This window comes from Bradyrhizobium sp. LB8.2 (assembly GCF_040548035.1).
Classification (GTDB): domain Bacteria; phylum Pseudomonadota; class Alphaproteobacteria; order Rhizobiales; family Xanthobacteraceae; genus Bradyrhizobium.
The window spans coordinates 335,419-358,028 of record NZ_JBEPQV010000001.1; the positions used below are offsets into that span (position 1 = coordinate 335,419).

The 22,610-nt window shown below is 64.5% G+C and carries 20 protein-coding genes; 12 read left to right on the top strand and 8 right to left on the bottom strand.

Features of this window, described 5'->3' with window-relative positions; all coding sequences use genetic code 11:
• Positions 1 to 181: 181 nt before the first annotated feature.
• Both ABIB06_RS01510 and ABIB06_RS01515 read right to left on the bottom strand, forming a co-directional pair.
• The gene (locus ABIB06_RS01510) at positions 182 to 967 is read right to left on the bottom strand and encodes a transglycosylase SLT domain-containing protein (RefSeq protein WP_354045676.1); all 786 of its coding nucleotides are present in this window, start codon (positions 965 to 967) and stop codon (positions 182 to 184) included.
• Positions 968 to 1,065: 98 nt separating this feature from the next.
• Positions 1,066 to 2,208 carry an alpha/beta hydrolase family protein gene (locus ABIB06_RS01515; RefSeq protein WP_354045678.1) on the bottom strand — a complete coding sequence of 381 codons (1,143 nt, stop codon included), beginning with the start codon at positions 2,206 to 2,208 and terminating at the stop codon, positions 1,066 to 1,068.
• 143 nt (positions 2,209 to 2,351) lie between these two features.
• Between ABIB06_RS01515 and pgm the strand changes: the two genes are divergently transcribed.
• The 4 genes from pgm to ABIB06_RS01535 all read left to right on the top strand — a co-directional run bounded on the left by pgm (position 2,352) and on the right by ABIB06_RS01535 (position 7,080).
• Positions 2,352 to 4,007, top strand: coding sequence for a phosphoglucomutase (alpha-D-glucose-1,6-bisphosphate-dependent) (pgm, locus tag ABIB06_RS01520; RefSeq protein WP_354045679.1), 1,656 nt, complete (start codon positions 2,352 to 2,354; stop codon positions 4,005 to 4,007).
• 260 nt (positions 4,008 to 4,267) lie between these two features.
• Complete coding sequence (locus ABIB06_RS01525) at positions 4,268 to 5,329, top strand: aromatic ring-hydroxylating dioxygenase subunit alpha (RefSeq protein WP_354045681.1); 1,062 nt, start codon at positions 4,268 to 4,270, stop codon at positions 5,327 to 5,329.
• Positions 5,330 to 5,333: 4 nt separating this feature from the next.
• Positions 5,334 to 6,089 carry a GntR family transcriptional regulator gene (locus tag ABIB06_RS01530; protein WP_247440659.1) on the top strand — a complete coding sequence of 252 codons (756 nt, stop codon included), beginning with the start codon at positions 5,334 to 5,336 and terminating at the stop codon, positions 6,087 to 6,089.
• 10 nt (positions 6,090 to 6,099) lie between these two features.
• Entirely contained in the window at positions 6,100 to 7,080 is a 981-nt protein-coding gene (locus tag ABIB06_RS01535) for a PDR/VanB family oxidoreductase (protein WP_354125553.1), read from the top strand.
• A gap of 212 nt (positions 7,081 to 7,292) precedes the next feature.
• Here the strand turns inward: ABIB06_RS01535 and ABIB06_RS01540 are convergent, their stop codons facing one another.
• A complete protein-coding gene (locus ABIB06_RS01540) occupies positions 7,293 to 9,254 on the bottom strand; it encodes a putative bifunctional diguanylate cyclase/phosphodiesterase (RefSeq protein WP_247440663.1) in 1,962 nt (653 codons plus the stop codon).
• A 309-nt stretch (positions 9,255 to 9,563) separates the two neighbouring features.
• Positions 9,564 to 11,057, bottom strand: coding sequence for an FAD-dependent oxidoreductase (locus ABIB06_RS01545; protein ID WP_247440666.1), 1,494 nt, complete (start codon positions 11,055 to 11,057; stop codon positions 9,564 to 9,566).
• A gap of 50 nt (positions 11,058 to 11,107) precedes the next feature.
• Between ABIB06_RS01545 and ABIB06_RS01550 the strand changes: the two genes are divergently transcribed.
• The gene (locus tag ABIB06_RS01550; RefSeq protein ID WP_247340552.1) at positions 11,108 to 11,587 is read left to right on the top strand and encodes a MarR family winged helix-turn-helix transcriptional regulator; all 480 of its coding nucleotides are present in this window, start codon (positions 11,108 to 11,110) and stop codon (positions 11,585 to 11,587) included.
• A 35-nt stretch (positions 11,588 to 11,622) separates the two neighbouring features.
• Here the strand turns inward: ABIB06_RS01550 and ABIB06_RS01555 are convergent, their stop codons facing one another.
• Positions 11,623 to 11,988 carry a nuclear transport factor 2 family protein gene (locus tag ABIB06_RS01555; RefSeq protein ID WP_247440668.1) on the bottom strand — a complete coding sequence of 122 codons (366 nt, stop codon included), beginning with the start codon at positions 11,986 to 11,988 and terminating at the stop codon, positions 11,623 to 11,625.
• Positions 11,989 to 12,087: 99 nt separating this feature from the next.
• Between ABIB06_RS01555 and ABIB06_RS01560 the strand changes: the two genes are divergently transcribed.
• The 3 genes from ABIB06_RS01560 to hemC are packed head-to-tail and all read left to right on the top strand — an operon-like array spanning position 12,088 to position 15,368.
• Complete coding sequence (locus ABIB06_RS01560) at positions 12,088 to 12,678, top strand: TetR/AcrR family transcriptional regulator (protein ID WP_247440670.1); 591 nt, start codon at positions 12,088 to 12,090, stop codon at positions 12,676 to 12,678.
• Between the two features lie 55 nt (positions 12,679 to 12,733).
• The gene (locus ABIB06_RS01565) at positions 12,734 to 14,359 is read left to right on the top strand and encodes a GMC family oxidoreductase (RefSeq protein ID WP_247440672.1); all 1,626 of its coding nucleotides are present in this window, start codon (positions 12,734 to 12,736) and stop codon (positions 14,357 to 14,359) included.
• A 28-nt stretch (positions 14,360 to 14,387) separates the two neighbouring features.
• Positions 14,388 to 15,368: a hydroxymethylbilane synthase gene (hemC, locus tag ABIB06_RS01570; RefSeq protein WP_247440673.1), complete on the top strand. Its 981-nt coding sequence runs from the start codon at positions 14,388 to 14,390 to the stop codon at positions 15,366 to 15,368.
• Positions 15,369 to 15,583: 215 nt separating this feature from the next.
• On the opposite strand, the gene hemE is transcribed toward hemC, so the two are convergent.
• Positions 15,584 to 16,618, bottom strand: a complete 1,035-nt coding sequence (gene hemE / locus ABIB06_RS01575; protein WP_247340547.1) for a uroporphyrinogen decarboxylase — start codon at positions 16,616 to 16,618, stop codon at positions 15,584 to 15,586.
• Between the two features lie 109 nt (positions 16,619 to 16,727).
• On the opposite strand from hemE, the gene ABIB06_RS01580 reads away from it, so the two are divergent.
• On the top strand, positions 16,728 to 16,943 hold the full coding sequence (locus ABIB06_RS01580) for a hypothetical protein (RefSeq protein ID WP_247340543.1): 216 nt from the start codon (positions 16,728 to 16,730) through the stop codon (positions 16,941 to 16,943).
• A 171-nt stretch (positions 16,944 to 17,114) separates the two neighbouring features.
• A complete protein-coding gene (locus ABIB06_RS01585; RefSeq protein WP_354045684.1) occupies positions 17,115 to 19,019 on the top strand; it encodes a sensor domain-containing diguanylate cyclase in 1,905 nt (634 codons plus the stop codon).
• Positions 19,020 to 19,030: 11 nt separating this feature from the next.
• Here the strand turns inward: ABIB06_RS01585 and ABIB06_RS01590 are convergent, their stop codons facing one another.
• Together ABIB06_RS01590 and trhO are read right to left on the bottom strand one after the other, a co-directional pair.
• The gene (locus ABIB06_RS01590) at positions 19,031 to 19,249 is read right to left on the bottom strand and encodes a SlyX family protein (RefSeq protein ID WP_247440677.1); all 219 of its coding nucleotides are present in this window, start codon (positions 19,247 to 19,249) and stop codon (positions 19,031 to 19,033) included.
• Positions 19,239 to 20,051 carry an oxygen-dependent tRNA uridine(34) hydroxylase TrhO gene (gene trhO, locus ABIB06_RS01595; protein WP_247440679.1) on the bottom strand — a complete coding sequence of 271 codons (813 nt, stop codon included), beginning with the start codon at positions 20,049 to 20,051 and terminating at the stop codon, positions 19,239 to 19,241. The genes ABIB06_RS01590 and trhO overlap by 11 nt, the downstream gene beginning before the upstream one ends.
• A gap of 186 nt (positions 20,052 to 20,237) precedes the next feature.
• Between trhO and ggt the strand changes: the two genes are divergently transcribed.
• Both ggt and ABIB06_RS01605 read left to right on the top strand, forming a co-directional pair.
• Positions 20,238 to 21,824 carry a gamma-glutamyltransferase gene (ggt, locus tag ABIB06_RS01600; RefSeq protein ID WP_354045686.1) on the top strand — a complete coding sequence of 529 codons (1,587 nt, stop codon included), beginning with the start codon at positions 20,238 to 20,240 and terminating at the stop codon, positions 21,822 to 21,824.
• Positions 21,825 to 21,993: 169 nt separating this feature from the next.
• A complete protein-coding gene (locus ABIB06_RS01605) occupies positions 21,994 to 22,608 on the top strand; it encodes a (2Fe-2S)-binding protein (RefSeq protein ID WP_247340533.1) in 615 nt (204 codons plus the stop codon).
• Positions 22,609 to 22,610 lie beyond the last annotated feature (2 nt).

The following is a 22,610-nucleotide window of genomic DNA, read 5'->3' on the forward strand; positions in this document are numbered from 1 at the left end:
GCCATTGGGTTCAGCCACTGAAACCGACGAGGAACCGAATGGCAAGAAAGGCCGACAGCGCCACGGCGCCGGTAGCGACGATTGCAAACAGAACTCTCAAACTATTGTGCATGATCTCTATTCAGGTTCAGTTTCAAAAATGTTGTTCGTCCAACCGCTGCTCGTCTCAAGACAGGCAATTCTATTGACGTGATGCGACCCGTTTCCACTTGGCTTCGACGCGGGCCTTGATGAGGCGGACCCGGGCTTCCTGTGCTGCCCAATATGCTCTGCTCGCTACGGCCGTGCCTTGACGGTAACGCGCGTAAACGTCCTTCGGCTGTGCCGGTCCCTTTTGATTGTGCGCTGGCTTCGAGACGGTGGGCGCCGTAGTTGGCGCCGGTGCTACAACTGGGACGGTCGCAGCTTGGTGTCCCACCGTCGAGTTCATGGAGACAAGACGATTGCGGGCACGATTGCAATAGACCTGCGAGCGCGGAGTCATGGACTCCTCGTCATGACCTGCTCGATATTTCATCAGGGCACTGCAAAGATCCCCGCCTGCCAGGCGCCATGCGCGGTTCAGATAGAGAACGCCGTAGTGGATGTTGATGTCGGGCTCTGCGAGCTCTGCGTTATTTCCCCGGAATCCGAGCATCGCCGCCGTTTCGAGCCGAATCTGCATGAGGCCGATCTCGCCGACTGTGCCGATGGTGCCCGGATTGTATCCGCTTTCAACGAACACGACGGCTTCCGCTATGTCGGCGGGCAGATTCGTCTTGGCCGTTTCTCTTTCGATAATTTTTCGGATCGCCGCCCGCGACGTCGGCGTCTCTCCAGCGCCGAGATCTGCATTGTGACCGCCAGTCGCCAACGTCGGTTCCGCGTCGTTCAGAGCGTGCACGGAGGCGGATGCCAACCAAAGCACAGCGATCGCAACGTGTTTCCACGTCGCACGGGCATTGATGCGTGTTCGATCCCGCAGCATGGAGCACGTATTATATCCTTCGAGTTAACAACCGATTTTCTGGCGGCCCGGGGTGCGGCTCGGCTCGGAAGGCGCGAGCGGCCAACGGTGTAATGAGGCTATCGCGACCGCGAGCTCTGGTCGGTTGATGTGCTTTGAGCACCGCCGGCCAATTTGTCGTCGATCGCATAGAGCGCGCAGATGGGCGACCATTTCATGCAGGCGCCAAGCGAATCGCGCTGGGCGTCATCGGTCGTGTCACGCCCCGAACGCCAGCCGTAACCGCCGTTCGGCGACACCGCAAAAGCCTTGTGCGGCATGGTGCTGGCGAGATAGCGCGAGAATTCGGCGCGCGCGGCCTCATTGAGCTGGCCGGGCGGCGGCAGCGGATCGGGCGGGCTCAGGATATCATGGCCGAGGGAGCGCTCGCGCAGGAAGGCGTCGAGATACGGCGTCCATTGCGGGCGGCCCACCACCGAATAGAGATAATGGCCATCGTCGCCGTAAGGCGGCGCCGCACTGAATTTCGCGTTGCCGCCGGCGGCGCGAAATCCGTCATGGAGACGGTGCGCGAGATCGGGACCGAAGAAGGAATCATTGGTGGCATAGACCCACAGCATCGGCACGCGTGAGGTCTTGCCGAAGATGGCGAAGGCCTGCACCAGCCCATCGGGATTGCAGACGTCGTTGTCATCGCGCGAGCCGCGACCGCCGGCAAAGCTGATCGCGGCGACGAGGCCGGCCGGCGCCTGCGCGGTCAGGGCGACGGTGGCGAGCCCACCGGCGGAATGGCCGACCGCGATCATGCCCGACGTCGTCACGTCGGCCCTGCGCGCCATCGCATCGATCGCCGCCCGCAAATCCGCCACCGCGACCGCTGCCGCCGGCAGGTAAGCGGCGTTCGCGCAACCGCCGACGCTGTCGACGCGGCCGCCCGGCGAGGTGCCGTAGCCGCGCCGCATCACGATCAGCGCGGCAAAGCCGCGCCGGGCATATTCAAGAGCGATGCCGTAATATTTGTGCGCGGACATCGTCGCGCGATCGTCAAAACTGCGCGGCGAGCCGTGGCTGAGCAGCGCAAGCGGATAGCGCTTCGTGCCGGCCGGCCGGACCAGGAACGCCTCCAGCCCCTGCGGCCCGGCCTCCGCCATGGGGATGCGCAAATCCTCGGTGTAGAACTCCGCGGCCATCGCATCGGCCACGATGCCGGCCGTCGCAAGCCAGGCAATCAGAACAACCAAGAGCCTCTGAAACAGCGTCATGCCCCGACTCGAAAAGCCCCGATCGAAAAGACCATAGCATGATCTCAGGAACGGCCGCCCCGCCGCGCGTGTTGTGCCCTTGGCGGGCGCCCGGCCGATGCTATGGTATTCCGCAATTTCTACGACAGGACGAGGTATATTCAGTGGCTGATGTTCATCCCGCGGCGGGCAAGCAGGCCTCGCCGGACGCGCTCACCAACATTCCGCGGCTGGTGACGGCCTATTTCGCTGGCAAGCCTGATGTCGCCGATCCCGCGCAGCGGGTGGCGTTCGGCACATCCGGCCATCGCGGCACCTCGTTCAAGAACAGCTTCAACGAGGGCCATATCCTCGCGACGACGCAGGCGATTTGTGATTACCGACGAGAAAAGGGGCTGACCGGTCCGCTGTTCATCGGCATCGACACCCATGCGCTGGCCGAGCCGGCGCTGGTCAGCGCCGTCGAGGTGTTCGCGGCCAACGGCGTCGACATCATGATCGACAAGGACGGCGGCTACACCCCGACGCCGGTGATCTCGCACGCGATCCTGACCTACAACAAGGGCCGCACCTCGGGCCTTGCCGACGGCGTCGTCGTCACGCCCTCGCACAATCCCCCCGAAGACGGCGGCTACAAGTATAATCCGCCACATGGCGGCCCGGCCGACACCGACGCGACCTCGGTGGTCGAGAAGCGCGCCAATGCCTATCTCGCCGATGACCTCAAGGGCGTGAACCGCATCGACTACGCCAAAGCGCGCAAGGCTGCGAACGTCCACGCCTACGACTTCATTACGCCCTACGTCGCCGATCTCGGCAACGTGGTCGATCTCGACCTCGTCAAATCCGCCGCCATTAATATCGGCATCGATCCGCTCGGCGGCGCCGCCGTGCATTACTGGCATCCGATCATCGAGCGCTACGGCCTGAAGGCGACCGTGGTGAACGAGGCGATCGATCCGACCTTCCGCTTCATGACGGTGGACTGGGACGGCAAGATCCGCATGGATTGCTCCTCACCCTACGCAATGGCCAGCCTGATCGCGATGCGCGACCGCTTCGACGTCGCCTTTGCCAACGACACCGATGCCGATCGGCACGGCATCGTGACGCGCACCGGCGGACTGATGAATCCGAACCATTATCTCGCGACTGCGATCTCCTATCTGTTCGCGCACCGCCCGAACTGGGGCAAGGATGCCGCGATCGGCAAGACCGTGGTGTCGAGCTCGATCATTGATCGCGTCGCCAAGAAGCTCGGCCGCAAGCTGGTCGAAACGCCGGTCGGCTTCAAATGGTTCGTCGATGGCCTCCTCAGCGGCGGTTTTGGCTTCGGCGGCGAGGAGAGTGCAGGCGCCTCGTTCCTGCGCCGTGACGGCACGGTGTGGACCACCGACAAGGACGGTATCATCCTCGGCCTGCTCGCCGCCGAGATCATGGCGAAGACCGGCCGCGATCCGAGCCAGCTCTTCAACGACCTCACCGCCGAGCTGGGCGTGCCCCATTACGCGCGCATCGACGTCGCCGCCACCACGCCGCAGAAAAACATCCTGAAGTCCGTCACGCCCGAGCAACTCGGCCTGAAGGATCTCGCCGGCGATCCAGTCCGGGCGACCCTGAGCAAGGCGCCCGGCAACGGCCAGCCCTTCGGCGGCATCAAGGTCGAAACCGATTTCGGCTGGTTCGCCGCGAGGCCGTCGGGCACCGAGGACGTCTACAAGATCTACGCGGAAAGTTTTCGCAGCACCGAGCACCTGCGGCGGATCCAGGAAGAAGCCCAGGCGGGGTTGATGAAGGTGTTCGGAGCGCAAAAGGCGTAGGACAAGCGCCGGTCTTGCCTCCTTCGGAGATGGTGCTTCAGCCGCGGCGATTGTCGCACGTCATGGCCGGGCCTTGTCCCGGCCATCCACGTCCTTGCCGTGCCGCGAAGGCTCGTGCGCAGCGCCTGTTCCTGTAGTTTCCTCGCTCTGTATACCGTTAGAGGGACAAAGGTATTTAGATACGCTGTTTCGCGCTTGAACGATTTCATTCCTGCGTTATTGTATACATGACGTATTCAGTAGCCTTGGGAGTGAGACCGGTGACAAAACCCTTCCCGATGAACGCCTGGTATGTCGCCGCGTGGGATGCCGACGTGAAGCCGGCGCTGCTGCCGCGGACGATCTGCGGCAAGCATGTCGTGATGTACCGCAAGGCCGATGGCTCGGTGGCCGCGCTGGAGGATGCCTGCTGGCATCGCCTAGTGCCGCTGTCCAAGGGCCGGCTCGAAGGCGACACCGTCGTCTGCGGCTATCACGGCTTGAAATACAATGCGCAGGGCCGCTGTACCTTCATGCCTTCGCAGGAAACCATCAACCCGTCGGCCTGCGTCCGCGCCTATCCCGTGGTCGAACGTCACCGCTACATCTGGCTCTGGATGGGCGATCCCGCGCTGGCCGATCCCGCGCTGGTGCCCGACATGCACTGGAATCACGACCCGGCCTGGGCCGGAGACGGCAAGACCATCCACGTCAATTGCGACTACCGCCTCGTGCTCGACAATCTCATGGACCTCACCCACGAGACTTTCGTGCACGGCTCGTCCATCGGCAACGAGGCGGTCGCAGAGGCGCCGTTCGACGTCACCCATGGCGAGAAAACGGTGACGGTGACGCGCTGGATGCGCGGCATCGAGGCGCCGCCGTTCTGGGCCAAGCAACTCGGCAAGCAACCCGGCAAGTCCGGTCTCGTCGACCGCTGGCAGATCATCCGCTTCGAAGCGCCGTGCACGATCGCGATCGACGTCGGCGTGGCCCCGACCGGCACCGGCGCGCCGGAAGGCGACCGCTCGCAAGGCGTCAACGGTTTTGTGCTCAACACCATCACGCCCGAGACAGAGAAGACCTGCCATTACTTCTGGGCCTTCGTGCGCAACTATCAGCTCGGCGAGCAGCGCATCACCACCGAGATCCGCGAAGGCGTCTCCGGCATCTTCCACGAGGACGAGCTGATCCTCGAGGCGCAGCAGCGCGCGATGGACGAGAACCCCGATCGCATCTTCTACAACCTCAACATCGATGCCGGCGCGATGTGGACGCGTAAGCTGATCGACCGGATGGTGGCCAAGGAAAACCCGCCGCAGCACCTCCAGGCCGCGGAGTAAGCGTATGGCCGAGCGTGAGGTCGACCGCTCCGTCTCGCAGACCGTAAAGGCGCAGCTCGCGCTGCGCGACCAGATCCTCTCGGGCGCGTTGCGGCCCGGCGAGCGCATCTCCGAACTCCAGGCGGTGGAGACCACCGGCGCCTCGCGCACTCCGGTGCGCATGGCGCTGGTGCGGCTGGAGGAGGAGGGGCTGCTGGAGGCGATCCCGTCCGGCGGCTTCATGGTTAAGGCGTTTTCGGAACGCGACATCTCCGATTCCATCGAGCTGCGCGGCACGCTGGAGGGCCTTGCCGCGCGCTTTGCCGCCGAACGCGGCGTCTCCGCGCGCGAGCTCGAGCCGCTCAAGGAATGCCTCGCGGCGATCGACGAGCTGCTGCGCCAGGTCCCGATCTCGGTCGATGCCTTCTCGTCCTATGTCACGCTGAATGCGCGCTTCCACGCACTGCTCACGGAATTGTCGCGCAGCCCACCGTTGATCCGGCAGATCGACCGCGCCTCGGCGCTGCCGTTCGCCTCGCCAAGCGGTTTTGTGATGGCGCAATCTGCATTGCCCGAGGCGCAGCAGATCCTGATCATCGGCCAGGAGCACCACCGCGTCGTGATCGACGCCATCGAGAACCGCGAGGGCGCGCGCGCCGAAGCCGTGATGCGTGAGCATGCGCGCCTCGCGGTGCGGAACTTGCGGCTTGCGCTACGCAACAGGACTCATCTCGACCTGCTGCCGGCGCTCGCGCGGATCAGCTCCGCCGCAACCGAATAGGGCAGTCACCATGCGCTTCATCGAAACCTGGATTCCGGCGACGCTCGTCTCGACGCGCGATCTCGCGCCGGGCATCCGCGAATTCCTGATCCTGCCGGACCGGTTCGACGGCGCCGCCTATCCGGTCGGCAGCCACGTCAATGTCAGCGTCACCATCGACGGGCAGCCCGAGACGCGGTCCTATTCGCTGGTCGGCGAAGCCTCGTCGCGCGGCTTGAAGATCGCGGTGCGCCGCGCGGAGGATTCGCGCGGCGGCTCGCGCTATATGTGGTCATTGCAGCCGGGCGCGCGGCTCGACATCACGACGCCCGCCTCGCTGCTCGCGGTCGACTGGGCGCGCCAAAACTACTGTCTGATCGCCGGCGGCATCGGCATCACGCCGATCCTCGGCGCCGCGCAGGCGCTGGCGCGGCGCGGCGCCGATGTGGTGCTGCACTATGCCGTGAGTTCGCGCAACGACGCTGCCTATCTCGACGATCTTGCAAGTCTGCTTGGTGATCGTCTGGTGGTTCATGCCAGCAACGAAGGCCGCCGGCTCGATCTCGACGCGTTGTTTGCGTCATTGGCGCCGGGCACGCTGGTGCTGTTCTGCGGCCCGATGCGGATGCTGGATGCCGCGCGACACGCCTGGATCGGCGCGGGCCATCCGCTTCCCGATCTCCGCTACGAGACGTTCGACTCCAGCGGCACGCTGCCGACCGAGACATTTCGCGTGCGCCTGAAGGGCTCCAACGTCGAGCTCGAAATTCCGCGCGAGCGCTCGATGCTGGACGTGCTCAATGCCAACGGCCACGACGTGATGTACGATTGCAAGCGCGGCGAATGCGGCCTGTGCGCCATCGACGTGGTCGAGGTCGACGGCGAGATCGACCATCGCGACGTGTTCTTCAGCGACCATCAGAAGGAGAGCAACCAGAAGATCTGCGCCTGCGTCTCCCGCGCGCGAGGGACGATCACCATAGACACGCTGTTGCGCGCGGATGCGATTTGACGGAATTGCAGCGGGATCCAACTGGCGGAATGGAAGGCGCCACGGGCTCCACCTCGCCCGCAAGCGGGAGAGGTCGCGCCGAAGGCGCGGGTGAGGGCTCTCTCCTCTTGGGGGCTCCCTCTATGGAGACACCCTCTCCCCAACCCTCTCCCGCTTGCGGGAGAGGGAGCGCACCTCCTCCGTAGCAGCACCAATCCTACTCCTAACGCGCGCTACGCCGCGTAACTCGCCCGAAGCTTCTTCGGATCCAGCAGCGCTAGAACATGATCCGTCGACACCGGCCGGCTGATCAGATAACCCTGCACCTCGTCGCAACTGATCTGGCGCAGATATTCGAGCTGGTCCGCGGTCTCGACCCCTTCGGCGACCACGTCGATGCGCAGGTCGCGTGCGAGGCCGATGACCGACTTCACGATTGCGGCGCAGTCCGGTTGCACCAGCATGTCGCGGATGAACGATTGGTCGATCTTGATGCGGCTGAATGGCAGCTTGCGCAGGTAAGTCAGCGAGGAGAAGCCGGTGCCGAAATCGTCGAGCGCAACCGTGACGCCGAGTTCCAGCAGCGCGTTCAGGACCGACGCGGCCGAGCCGTATTTCGACAGCAGCATCGATTCGGTGATCTCGATCTCGAGCCGGTGCGGCGCGATCTTCGCATCGGCAAGCGCCTGCACGATGATCTGGAGGATGGCTGTGTTGTGAAACTGCGCGGCCGAAAAATTCACGGCGACCCTGATCTCCTCGGGCCACTCGGCAACCGTCGCGCAGGCGCGGCGGACGACCCATTCGCCGATCTCGTGGATCAACCCGGTCTCCTCCGCGATCGGTATGAATTCGCTCGGCGGCACCAATCCGCGCTGGGGATGCTGCCAGCGCAGCAGCGCCTCGAAGCCGGTGATGCGGTTGTCGCCGAGGTCGAGGAACGGCTGGAACACCAGGAACAGCTCATCCCTGGCGATGGCGCCTTCCAGATCCGATTGCAGCGCCTTGCGGTCGCGAGACACCTTGTCGTCACTGGCCTCGAAGAAACACACTGTGCCGGGGCCCGCTTTCTTGGCACGGTAGAGCGCGGCATCGGCATTCTTCATGACGTCAAGCGGTGTGTTGCCGTCCCGCGGAGCGAGCACGATGCCGACGCTGGTCGCGCCGACGACCTGGCGGCCCTCGATCTGGAACGCTTCGTCGAACGCCGCAATGAAGCGCTCGGCGATCTCGAGCGCATCCTCCGGCCGTGCCAGATTGGCCATCACCAGCGCGAACTCGTCGCCGCCGATGCGTGCGACATGCTCGGCCGCGCGGGTGCAGCGTTGCAGGCGGCCTGCGATCTGGATCAAAAATTCGTCGCCGGCGGGATGGCCGAACTTGTCGTTGACCTCCTTGAAGCGATCGAGATCGAGCAGAAGCACCGCGAATTCCTCGCCGGACAGAGCGAGCCGCTTCAAGGCAGCATCGAGCGTTTCGTTGAAGGCGACCCGATTGGGCAGATGGGTCAGAGAATCCTGCCGCACCGTGCGCTCGGCCTCGATCTGCCGCATCACGCGTCGTGCGAACGCCAGCGAATTGACGAATACCGCACGCAGCAGCACGCTCCCGTACACCACCACCAGGATAGCCATCAGCATATAGGCGGGATCACCGTCCCGGCCGAGGCAGATCGCGATGCCGATGAAGATCGGTGTCGTAAAAGCGATCGCCGCAATCGGGATCGTGGCGAAGGCCAGCGCGCCGCCGGCCAGCATGCCCGAGCAAAGGCAGGTAATGACGAGCTGGCCGCCGGTCGCTGCGTGGGCGAAGAAGGCGACCGGGACGATGCCCCAGGCGGCGCCAAGCACGAAAGCGTTGCGCACCAGCCGATGCATTGCCCGGCGCGAGACGAATTGCGGTTTGGTGATGCGGCGTGAGGCGTGCGATTGCAGGCCGAACGCGATCGCTGCGCCGGCCACGACGATGGCCCAGGCCAGCGCAAACTTCCAGTCGGGCGAATGCCACAGCGCAACAGCGAGTACGGCAGCATTGCAGGCGTTCGCCAGCATGATGGCGACCGAATAGCCGAGCACCAGCGACATCTGTTCGGCGCGGATATGGCCGGCGACGGCTTCGTCGGTTGCAGGACCGCCAAAGGCCGACAGATCGCCGGCGAACAGCCGCGCGAAATAGCTGGTCGTTTGAGTCCGCATTGCAGAGCCTAGCAGCATGGGCCGGTTGTCCGGCCCGACCCGGAGAATTCGCTGCAAACCTTTGACGAACTATGAATTATCCGAGCTTGCGACGATCACCGCGACCACTTCTGCGTGTTCGTCACGGAGTATCGATAACAAATCGATACAAATGCGCGGCGGTAACGCTCAGCCGAGAGCGGATGCTCTTGAACTCGCGCCGCAACCAGGGCGCGTTCCACCCATGTCGCGGAGCGGGTCAGAGGATCTTGTCGGGCCGCAAGCGGACTTGCGGCCCGACGCCTCATCATAAGTCCAAGCGGCCTTGAATCAGGCGAGGCCTTGTTCGGCCAGGAAATGCGTGAGCCTATCGATCTGCCGGAAGTCTACGAGGGCGGCAATGTAGCCGTCAGGACGCACCAGCACCCAATCCCCCGGCGACACGGAATATGCCGCGCGAAAGTGCTCGCTTTCGTCGACGAGCTCCGCACCTGGACCGATGCAGTGGATGTGCAGTCCATTGCACGCCGATAGCGCTCCGCGTTTTACCTGATAGCCAAGCAGCGTCCAATGCGGCCCCTTGAGCAACCCGAACAAGCGTATGGGCTGTCCGGCGGCCCCGCGTAGCGGCGCATCCGGTGCACGGTTTCCCCCGCGGGGACCTTCCAGACGTCCCGGTATTTCCAGCGTCAGCGGTGATCCCGGATAGCCGATGTCGAGTTGCTGCACCTCACGGCCGCGTCTCATATCGCCGCGTTTGGCGGCTTCCAGCAATACGGTGGCAAGGCCGAGCATGCTTGCAGCGACGGGTCGACGTTCTCTCTCATAGCTGTCGAGCAGAGTTGCGGAAGCGCCACGGATGACCGCCGCGAGCTTCCAGCCGAGGTTGTAGGCATCCTGCACGCTGGTGTTGAGGCCTTGTCCACCCGTCGGCGGATGAATGTGAGCCGCATCGCCAATCAGAAATGCACGGCCGTCCCTGTACCGATCGGCGAGGCGCGCGTTCATCTGATAGGCCGACGCCCAGTGCACGCGCCGGATGCGGATATCGTTGCGCCCCGTGCGCTCGGCGACCATCGCTGATAGCCCGTCGGCCGATAGATCGACTTCGCCTTCGAGCGGAACCGGTGCCTGCAACTGGAAGAGCTCCGTCCCGGCCAGTGGACACAGCGCGATCTGGCGATCCATTGCACCATCGTTGAAGCGGTGCCACGCCGTGCGGTCCAGCCCCGTCAGGACAATATCGGCGACGACGGCACGCACGCCAAGCGTCTTGCCTTGAAAACCGATATTGAGAGCGTGACGGACGAAGCTGCGGCCTCCATCGGCGCCGGCGAGGTAACGCACCCGCACCGTCTCCTCACCGGCCGGGCCTGACAGACGCGCAGTCGCGCCGTCCTGATCCTGCTCCAGGCCCACCAATTCGCGGCCGAATTCCACCCGCCCGCCAAATTCGAGCAGGCGTTCGCGCATCACGCTCTCGGTCAGAAATTGCGGGATCATTAGCGCCATGTGGTAGGGCTCTGCGGGTGTCGGGGCGGTTTGCTCAGAAACCTCCGACTCGATGAAGCTGCCATCGTCCCGATATTTCCGCTGTGGCGGGTAGAGACCGCCGGCCGCAACGATACGATCGATGATGCCGAGGTCCTCGAAAATCTCCTGGGTTCGGGGCTGGATTCCCTTGCCGCGAGACCCGTGAAACGGACCGTCGCTCTTCTCGATCAGCCGAAAGGATATGCCCCGCCGGGCGAGATCGATAGCGAGCGTAAGGCCCGCCGCGCCTGCTCCGCATATCAGAACATCCGGCTTGAATTGCTTTGTCATGGCACCCTCAATATGTGTAATATGCACGCATTAAGCAGAGGGCAATCGGGATGTCAAGAAGGGTGCAAAATACACATATTAAAAAGCAGGTGCGCTCTCTTCACGAAGCGTTGATCGACATCGCCAGTGTCATGAATCGCCGGCAGGGCGACGACATGATGATTCGCGAAGCGGGCATATCGCTCGATCGCGCGCTGTTTCCGCTGCTCGTGGGCATCGAGCGGCGTGGTCCGATCGGCGTCGTCGACCTCGCCGATCGCATGGGACGGGACTACACGACGGTCAGCCGGCAGGTCGCGAAACTGGAAAGTCTAGGCTTGATCAAGCGCCGCGCCAGCGAAGCGGATCGCCGTGTCAGTGAGGCCACGATCACCCCGAGCGGGAAAGCCATGACGGACGCGATCGACCGGGCACGCGAACGGATCGTCGCGGCGATGTTTGCGACCTGGGACGATCAGGATGTCGAGGACCTGGTGCGTTTGATGCGCAAGCTCGCGGACGCGATGATCGCGCCTGATCGTCCGACGTGAAGTCTGATCGGACGCCCGCAAGTGCAGCGTCCTGGTCAGTGCCCCAGCTGCTTCGGGTCGTAATAGAACCGTTCTTCGATCAACTGATCGCCCCGCCACGTCTGCCATGCGATCTCATCCAACGTTCGGATGATGCCTTCGGCGTTGGTGAAGCTGAAGGTCCAGCGCGTCGCGACATGGTCGCCCTCGATCAGGCTTGGCCCGATGCGGACCGCCTTGACCTCCCTGGAGGCGGACAGCACGCCGCGCTCCTTGGCTACGAGCTTGTCGCGGCCGACCGTTGGTGCTGCGTTGTTCTCGTAGGTCGCAGCCTCGGGCGTATAGAACTGCTCGATCGCGCCGATGAAATCCCCGGTCTCCAATCGCTTGGCAAAAGCTTCGACGACGTCACGGCTCGGCATGGCACACCTCACGAATAACCGACTGATAGTCGGTAAATACCGACTGGTAGTCGAAAAGTCAACTGGCTGCCTGTGCCGAATTCGATTAGACGAAGACTCATGGCGAAACAGGCGGAGCGGCGGGCAGCGACTTCGGAGGCGATCCTGACGGCGGCGCGCCGCTTGTTGGGAGCACAAGGATTTGGCGCGACGACGATGGACGAGATCGCCGAAGCCGCCGGCGTCGCCAAGGGCGCGGTCTATCATCACTTCAAGACCAAGGAGGCGGTGTTCGAAGCGGTGTTCGACCAGGTCTCGCGCGATCTGGTCGCCGAGATCGACAGCGCCGCGCGGGCCGAAAAGGACGTGCTTGCTGCGATGGTCGCCGGCACCCAGCATTATTTTGCCGCAACCGCCAAGGGCCCGACCGGTCAGATCATCCTGCGCGACGGCCCGGCCGTGCTCGGCTGGGAGCGCTGGCGCGAGATCGACGCCAAACATTTCGGCGGCAAGCTGCCGCGTGCGATTGCGGCGGCGATGGAGGCCGGGCTGATCGCACGGCAGCCGGTCGAGCCGCTGGCCCGGCTTCTGCTCGGTGCGGTGACGGAGGCCGCGGTCGCCTGCGCCGGGCGCGCGGATATCGCAAGGGCAGGGGCGGAATACGCCCGTGCGTTCAAGTCGCTGGTCGAGGCGCTGCGCGTCGCTGCATGATCGTGCTAAGTGACGAAACGGAAACGCCCACACCCAACAAAAAGAACAGTAGCGCATGAACGCAACTTCCTCCCTCACGCCCTCCGATCCTGAATTCGACTACATCATCGTCGGTGCCGGCTCCGCCGGCTGCGTTCTCGCCAACCGGCTGTCGGCGAACGGCAAGCATAGCGTTTTGCTGCTTGAAGCAGGCCCGAAGGATTCCAACATCTGGATCCACGTGCCGCTCGGCTACGGAAAGCTGTTCAAGGAAAAGACCGTCAACTGGATGTACCAGACCGAGCCGGAGCCCGAGCTGAAGGGGCGCCAGGTGTTCCAGCCGCGCGGCAAGACGCTGGGGGGATCGAGCTCGATCAACGGCCTGCTCTATGTCCGCGGCCAGCACGAGGACTATGACCGCTGGCGCCAGCGCGGCAACACCGGCTGGGGCTATGACGACGTGCTGCCCTATTTCAGGAAGGCCGAGAACCAGTCGCGTGGCGCGGATCAATATCACGGCAGCGGCGGCCCGCTGCCGGTGTCCAACATGGTCGTGACCGACCCGCTGTCGAAAGCCTTTATCGACGCCGCCGTCGAGAACGGCTTGCCCTACAATCCTGATTTCAACGGCGCCACACAGGAAGGCGTCGGCCTGTTCCAGACCACGACGCGCAACGGCCGCCGCGCCTCGACGGCGGTGGCCTATCTTGGCCCCGCCAAGACGCGCGGCAATCTCAAGATCGAAACCGGCGCGCTCGGCCAGCGCGTGCTGTTCGAGGGCCGCCGCGCGGTCGGCGTCGAATACCGTCAGGGCGCGACGGTGCGCCGCGCCCGCGCGCGCAGGGAGATCGTGCTGTCGAGCGGCGCCTACAACTCGCCGCAGCTGCTCCAGCTCTCCGGCGTCGGTCCTGCCGACCTCCTGCGCAAGCACGGCATCGACATCGTGCTGGACGCGCCGGGCGTCGGTCACGACCTCCAGGACCACATGCAGGTCCGCATCGTGATGCGCTGCTCGCAGAAGATCACGCTGAACGACACCGTCAATCACCCGCTCCGCCGCACGCTGGCCGGCGCGCGCTATGCGCTGTTCCGGAAGGGATGGCTGACGATCGCGGCCGGCACGGCGGGCGCGTTCTTCAAGACCAGTCCGCGGCTGGCCTCGCCCGACATCCAGGTCCACTTCCTGCCGTTCTCGACCGACAAGATGGGCGAGAAGCTGCATGATTTCTCCGGCTTCACGGCGTCGGTGTGCCAGCTCCGTCCCGAAAGCCGCGGGACTTTGCGCATCAGAAGCGCCGACCCGACCCTGCCGCCCGAGATCCGCATCAACTACATGTCGACAGAGACCGACCGCACCACCAATGTCGAAGCTCTGAAGATCCTGCGCAAAATATTGCATGCGCCGGCGATGAAGCCGTTCGTGGCTGGCGAGTACGACCCCGGGGCGAAGGTATCCACGGATGCCGAGCTGCTGGATTATTGCCGTGAGCGGGGCAGCACCATCTACCATCCGACCTCGACCTGTCGTATGGGCAATGATGCGCTCGCGGTGGTCGACCAGCGGCTGAAGGTGAGGGGGCTCGAAGGCCTTCGCGTGGTCGACGGCTCGATCATGCCGGACCTCGTGTCGGGGAACACCAACGCGCCGATCATCATGATCGCCGAAAAGGCTTCCGACATGATATTGGAGGATGCGCGGTGAATCCGCGCATCGAGAAGGAGCATACGGCTTGGCTACGCGACTCAAGATCGGCACACGCAAGAGCGCGATGGCGCTGGCACAGACGGAAGAGATCGCGCGCCGCCTGATCGCTGCCATGCCCGATCTCGACGTCGAGATCGTCAAGTTCGACACCACGGGCGATCTCGACCAGACCAGCAAGCTGTTGCCCCATGGCGGCAAGGGCGGTGCCTTCGTGGCGCAGATCCGCGCCGCCGTGCTGTCGGGCGAACTCCATGCGGCGATGCATTCGCTGAAGGACATGCCCGGCAACGAAGACACGCCGGGCCTCGTGATCGGTGCCACGCTGTCGCGCGATCCCGCCAATGACGCGCTGGTGCTGCGTGACGGCGTGACGGTCGAGGCGCTGCGCCAGTCGGGCGGCAAGGGCTTTAAAGTCGGCACCAACGCCGTGCGCCGTGCCGCCTATGCGCGGCGGCTATTCCCCGACGTCGAGATCATCCATTTCCGCGGCGCCGCGGACACGCGCGTGCGAAAACTCGACAATGGTGAGAAGCAGCGCCTGCCGGATGGCGGAGCGGTGGGACCTGCGGATGCGCTGATCATGGCGCGGTCGGGTCTTGACCGCGTCGGCCTTTCGCAGCGCATCGCCTACGAGTTTACCGCGGCGGAGATGCTGCCCGCGGCGGGCCAGGGCATCGTCGCGGTCGAATGTGCCGCGCAGGACTGGCAGACAAGGCAAATCCTCGCATCGATCGACGATCCCTCCGCACATGCCTCTGCCGATGCCGAGCGCGAGGTGCTGTGGGTGCTCAACGGCCACTGCAACTCGCCGATCGCGGGCTTTTCGGCGATTGCGGGCGATCAGATGTCGTTGACCGCGTCCGTGCTCGATCTCTCCGGCGACACCATCATCGAAGCTTTGCGTTCGGGCCCCGCCGATCGCCCACGCGAACTCGGCCGTGCGGTGGGTCTGGATCTGTTGGCCAAGGGCGCCGCGGAGATCATCGAGCGTAGCCGGCCGCGCTAAGCTCTTACCGAAATGCTCATGGGGGCGATGATGGTATCATGCGCCTGTTTTGCCCGACGGGTCAAACGGCCTGGTGGCGGCCGCTCGAGCCATGCCAGCCAAACTTTTTCCCAGCCTAACTTTTTCCCAGCCTAACTTTTTCAATGACTTGGCTACTGTGCATGGGGTTGTTTTCGCGTTTTTTGTTTTTCCGCTCCCCCAAGGCGCGAAATAAATCAACCCCGCACGCGCTTCAGCATCTGCTCGACATGGGCAATCGGCGTCTCCGGCTGGATGCCGTGGCCGAGATTGAAGATCAGCCGCCCTTGCGCAAAATTCGCCAGCACGTTGTCGACCGCGCGATCGAGCGCGGCGCCGCCCGTGATCAGCGCCAGCGGATCGAGATTGCCCTGCACGGCGACTTTGCTTTGCACGCGCTCGCGGATGAAGGCCGGCTCCGCGGTCCAGTCGATGCTGACGGCGTTGACACCTGTTGCCTCGACGAAACCGGGCAATTGCGCACCGGCGCCGCGCGGAAAGCCGATGATCTTCGCGTCCGGCACCTTGGCGCGCACGCCTTCGACGATGCGCCGCGTCGGCTCGACCGACCAGCGCGCGAACTCGGCGGGCGGCAGCACGCCGGCCCAGGTGTCGAAGATCTGCAAGGCGTTGGCGCCGGCCGCGAGCTGCGCCAGCAGATATTCGATCGAGTTCTCGACCAGCACGTCGATGATCTCTGCGAACGCCTCCGGATGCCGGTAGGCCATCATCCGCGCCGGCGCCTGGTCGGGCGTGCCCTGGCCGGCGACCATGTACGTCGCCACCGTCCACGGCGCGCCGCAGAAGCCGATCAGCGCGATCTTGGGATCGAGCGTACCGCGGACGATCCGCAGCGCCTCGAATACCGGCGCGAGCTTGCTGAAATCGGCGTGCTTCGCCAGTGTCGCGACCTTGGCGGGATCATCCAGCGGTTCGAGCCGTGGACCCTCGCCGATTTCGAAGCGCACGGAACGTCCGAGCGCATAGGGGATCACCAGAATGTCGGAGAAGATGATCGCCGCGTCGAAGCCGAACCTCCGGATCGGTTGCAGCGTCACTTCGGCGGCGAGTTCCGGGTTGAAGCAGAGATCGAGGAAGCCGCCGGCCTTGGCGCGCACCTCGCGATATTCCGGCAAATAACGGCCGGCCTGCCGCATCATCCAGACCGGCGGGATGACTTGCCGCTGGCCGGTGAGGACGTCGATGAAGGGTTTTGTCGCAGACTGGGGCACGAACGGTCCTGAAGATGGTTACGGCTCCTGATACACCGCCGCAGCCCCGAGCGGAACAGGGGAACCAGCGCAACTGAACCGCGTTGACCAGCCAACGGAGGAAGAGATCATGGCTGAGACATTCAACCCCGCCCCGCATGACAAGCATGCCGACGATCTGCACGAAGCGCTCGCTGCCGACCGCCACGCCAAGCTTGACGCCGGGCTGGAAGATACCTTCCCGGCCTCCGATCCCGTGAGCGCCGCCCAGCCGGCGCCCTCGAAGGCCGATGCGGACGCCGACAATCCCTCGCTCTGGAACAAGGTGAAGGCCATCTTCGCCTAGCAGCCGGGACGCCGGATTCCGACAGGTTTGCTAATGCCTTGTTAGCGATGTGCTGATGCCGGCGTCCGTACGACTACGGGAAACCGGAGACGTAACCGCATATTGCTGCAGGCGTTTCAGAGTTCGATAACAGAAACGGCAGAGTTTCCGATCATCGGAGAAATCTGCCGCATGAACGCTGTGACCCAAAGAGCCGGATGGAGCCGCCTGCCGCTGCGGGCGGCCGCGTTCGTCGCGCTGACCTGCGCGACCATCCTCGGCGTCAGTGGCTGGCGGGAATGGGCGGCGCGCGACGCGGTGCTCAAGGGCGCCGAGACCGAGATGGCGAACGTTGCGCGCTCGCTGACCCAGCATGCCGAGGACAGCCTCGATCTCCTGGATTCAGGCGTCGTCGGCGTCGTCAGCCGGCTGGAGATGGACGGCACCGAGCCGGCCACGATCGCCAAGCTCAGAACCCTGCTGGAGGCGCGCAAGAAGGCGATGGAGCGCGTCCACAGCCTCGCCATCATCGACGACCTCGGCAATTTGTTGACCTCGCCCGGCACGATCGGCTCGACGTTCAACGACGACGCGTTTTTCCGCTATCACCAGCTCTCGCCGAAACGTGAGCCCCATATCGGCCGCCCGGTGAAAAGCCTGCTGGATGGCGAGTGGGTCGTCACCCTGTCGCGGCGCTTCAACAAGCTCGACGGCAGCTTCGGCGGCGTAGTGCTCGCGACCATCAGCTCGAGTTATCTCTCGCATTTCTACGAGCAGTTCGAGATCGGCCGCAACAGCTCGGTGGCGCTGATGCACGGCGACGGCATGATCATTGCGCGCAATCCCAGCAACGACAGGTTCGTCGGCCGCAGCGTCGGCGACACCCCGCTATTCCGCGACGCCGGCCTGCAGCAGCCGAGCGCTGCCTATCATTTCAAGTCGCCGCTGGACGGCGCCGCACGCGTCAGCTTCTTCAAGCGCAGTAGCCGTTATCCGCTCGTCCTGCTCGCCACCGTCGACAAGGACGAACTGCTGGCGCCCTGGCGCGCTGCAGCGATCTCGCGCATGCTCTACGTGCTCGCGCTGGTCATGCTGATCGCAATCATCGGTGCGGTGCTGGTGCGGCAGCTGCAGCGGGGCCAGCGCATGGCCGCCGCGCTGGTCGAGAAGGAAGCGCATTTCCGGCTGCTTGCCGAAGGCTCCAGCGACATGGTGACGCGTATCGGGCTCGACGAGCGGCTGCGCTATGTCTCGCCGTCGTCGATCCGCGTCGTCGGCTGGCGCGCCAACCAACTGATTGGAACGCCCGCGCTCGCCGGCGTTCACGCGGATGATCGGCCGCAGGTCCAGGCTCTCGTCGATGCCATGAAGCGCGGCGAGAAGGAGGAGGCGCGCGTCACCTATCGCAACGCGCACCGGCTGAACGGCGAAGTCTGGCTCGAATCGACCATGCGGGCGACCCGCAAGGACAATGGCCGCGCCGACGGCGTGGTCGCGATCTCGCGCGACATCACCGAGCAGAAGAAGCTGGAGACCAGGCTGGAAACCCTCGCGATCGAGGACAGCCTCACCGGGCTTGCCAATCGCCGCCGCTTCGACGAACGGCTGAAGGAGGAGTGGGCGCGCGCTTATCGCGACCGCTCCAGCCTCTCATTGCTGATGATCGACGTCGACCACTTCAAGTCCTACAACGACGAATACGGCCATCCCGCGGGCGATGCCTGCCTGCGGCTGGTGGCGCAGATCTTCGCCGCCGAGATGCAGCATCCCGGCGATCTGGCGGCGCGCTACGGCGGCGAGGAGTTCGCCGTGCTGCTGCCGAACACCGACGCCGCGGGCTGCGCCCGGATCGGCGAGCGGATTCGACGGGCGATCCGCGATGCGGGCCTCGTCCACACCAGCAACCATGCGTCCGGCTGCGTCACCGCTTCGCTCGGCGGTGCAGCCTGCCGGCCGGCGCTGGAGCGCACGGCTGGCGTTGTCTCGCTCGTCGAGGCCGCCGACCAGGCGCTCTATGCCGCGAAGGAGGCCGGGCGCAACCGGCTGATGATGTCGGGCGAGGTGACCAACCTTCTGCGCAAGGCGTCCGGTCAGTAACACCGCTCAATTCAATAATGTGGTGGGGGCTCATTGGCTGCTCCCGGCGCATTCGCCTCGGCCTCCTGCAGCCGCTCGCCGAGCTCCGCGATCTTCCGCGTCAGCGCGTCGATCTGCCTCCACTGCGCGGTGATGGTCTGGTTCAGCGTCTCGATCGTGTCGTCCTGATAGGCGAGGCGCGTTTCCATCGTGTCGATGCGCTCGCCGAGCGTCTTGATCTCATTCGTCACGTGCCGTGTCCTTGTCCCTTTCGCGCAATCCAAGTTCGTGCAATCCAAGTTCTTGCAATCCAAGTTTTTGCGAGCCAAGTTCTCGCAAACCATGGCCGAGCGCGACGCGCTCGTCGAACACGAAGCATTCGCCGCGCCAGCGGCTCTGCGCCTCCGGCACCTCTTCCAGATATTTGAGAATGCCGCCCTTGAGGTGATTGACCTCGGCAAAGCCGCGCGCGAGCAGATGCGCGCTCGCCTTCTCGCAGCGGATTCCGCCGGTGCAGAACATCGCGATCCTGCGGTGTTTGGCGGGATCGAGCTGCTCGGCTGCAAATTCCCTGAACTGGCCGAAGCTCTTGATGCCGGGATCGATCGCGCCGTCGAACGTCCCCATCGCCACCTCGAAGGCGTTTCTGGTGTCGAGCACCAGCGTGTCGGGCGCCGTGATCAGTGCGTTCCATTCGCTCGCCTCGACATAGGTGCCGACTTGGCGCGTCGGATCGGCGGCCTGATCGCCGAGCGTGACGATCTCTTTCTTGAGCCGCACCTTGAGCCGGCCGAATGGCATCGCCTCGGCGGTCGAGAATTTCAGTTCGAGATTGTTTAGCCTGCCGTCGAACATGTCGCTGTGCGCGAACTCATGGGCGAGAGCGTCGATCGCCTCGGCCGTGCCGGCGACTGTGCCGTTGATGCCCTCCTGCGCCAGCAGCACGCTACCCTTTAACGCCAGGCCTGCACAGAATGCGCGCAACGGCTCGCGCAGCTCGCGGTAATCGGGCAGGGCGGCGAATTGGTAGAAGGCGGCGACCTTGTAAATCATGGTGTCCGTTTAGCAGGCGGCCCGCGCCCGGAAAACCCGCAACGCGCAGCTCTATTCCCAGCGGGTAGCAGCCATTTCCCTGGTATGCCAGCATTGCCCCGGCGGGCCGGAATGTGTCATGTAAGCCCGGTTTTTCCGACCCCGGCGCACCATCCGCGCGAGACGCCCAACGAGAGCAAGGATTCGATGAGAAACTTCCATTTCCCCGGCAGGTCCACGGTCCACGCCACCAACGCAATGGTGGCGACCTCGCATCCGCAGGCGTCGCTCGCCGCGATCGAGGTGCTGCGCGAGGGTGGCACGGCGGTGGACGCGGCGGTGGCGGGCTCGGCGCTGCTCGGCGTGATCGAGCCGCAATCGACCGGCATCGGCGGCGACTGCTTTGCGCTGATCCAGCCGCGCGGCGAAGGCAAGATCATCGCCTATAACGGCTCCGGCCGCGCCCCCAAGGCGGCGAACGCCGATTGGTATATCGAGCGCAAGATCAACTCCGTGCCGCTGACTTCGGCGCATGCGGTCTCGGTCCCCGGCGTGATCGACGCCTTTGCGACTGTTTTGCGCGATCACGGCAAGTTCGGCTTCGACCGGCTGCTCCAGCCCGCGATCAAGGCGGCCGAAGAAGGCTACGTCGTCGCCCCTCGCATCGCCTTCGACTGGAAGAACCAGTTCGAGAAGCTGAAGCGCGGCACCAACACCGAGCGCTATCTGCTGCCGCACGGCAAGCCGCCGGTGGCCGGCGATGTCATCCGCCAGGCGGAGCTCGGCAAGACGCTGCGGGCGATCGCCAGGGACGGTCGCGACGCCTTCTACAATGGCCCGATCGCGGAAGACATGGTGGAGACCCTGCGCGGAATCGGCGGCCTGCACACGCTCGACGATTTCGCCGCGCACGCCACCGAGACGACGACGCCGATCGGCACGATGTACAAGGGCTACGACGTCTGGCAGTGCCCGCCGAACGGACCTGGCCTCACCATGCTGCTGATGTTGAACATCCTGTCGCGGTTCGACCTGACAAAATACGCGCCGCTCAGCATCGAGCGTTTCCATCTCGAAGCCGAGGCCGCGCGCATCGCCTACATGCATCGCGAGCTGCATGTCTCCGATCCCGAGCATATGCAGATCGAGGTCGCCAAAATCCTCGCCAAGGAATTCTGCAACGAGCACATCGACAAGATCCGCATGGACGGTATGCTCGACCTGCCGAACGTCGCGCCGCCGATGAATCCCTCGACCATCTACATCACGGTCGTGGACAAGGACCGCAACGTCTGCTCGTTCATCAACTCGATCGCGCATTCATTCGGCTCGGCGATCGTCTCGAACAAGACCGGCGTCCTGCTCCAGAACCGCGCCGGCGGCTTCCGTATCCAGCCCGGTCACCCGAATTGCATCGCCGGCGGCAAGCGTCCGCTGCACACGATCATGCCGAGTCTGCTCACCAAGGACGGCCGGTCCGTGATGCCGTTCGCGGTGATGGGCGGACAGTATCAGCCGGTTGGCCAGACCCATGTGGTGACCAACATTCTCGACTATGGCTGCGACGTACAGGAGGCGATCGATATGCCGCGCGGCCTGCATTACGAGGGCCAGTACCAGCTCGAGGACAGCATGCCGGCCGATATCGTCGAAGGCCTGAAGAAGCTCGGCCACAAGACTACCAGCGTGGTCGGTCCGCTCGGCGGCGCCCAGGCGATCTGGATCGATTGGGAGAAGGGCACACTCACCGGTGGTTCCGATCCGCGCAAGGATGGTTGCGCCCTCGGCTATTGACCACCGCGCACGGGGTTCCCTGCGCACGATCAGGAAAAGTTGACGAAGGGCGACGCGGCATTTGCTGCATCGCCCTTTCTCGTTCGGAACGGAGCTCATTGCTTCAGGTTAAGGGGCGATGAGCGGTGCAGGTGTGCGCTGCTTTTGCTCGAAGCGGCGGAGGCCCTCCATGTCCGAAAAACCAGGTTCCGGACGATCCGGATTCGATCGGCGCGCCTTCATAGCGGGCGCTGCCGGCAGTGCGCTGGTCCCTATGACGGCGCGCGCGGCCACGCAGGATGCGAGCGTGTCAGCCGCGCAGGATCCGGCGCTTCCGGTTGATGTCACGCTGCGGGTCAACGGCAAGGACAAGCGCCTGCACATTGACGCCCGCACCACGGTGCTCGATGCGCTGCGTGAACATCTCAAGCTCACCGGCAGCAAGAAGGGCTGCGACCACGGCCAGTGCGGCGCCTGCACGGTGCTGATCGACGATCGGCGCGTGGTATCGTGCCTGACGCTCGCGCTCGCAGCCGAGGGGCAGGAGATCACGACGATCGAGGGCCTTGCCACCGACGATCATTTGCATCCGATGCAGCAGGCCTTTGTCGACAACGACGCCTTTCAATGCGGCTATTGCACGCCGGGCCAGATCATGTCCGCCGTGGCCTGCGTCAAGGAGGGGCATGCGGGCAGCGAGGCCGACATCCGCGAATATATGAGCGGCAACATCTGCCGCTGCGCCGCCTATCCCAACATCGTCGCCGCCGTGAAGCAGGCCGCGCCCGAGATCATGAAAGGCTAGGC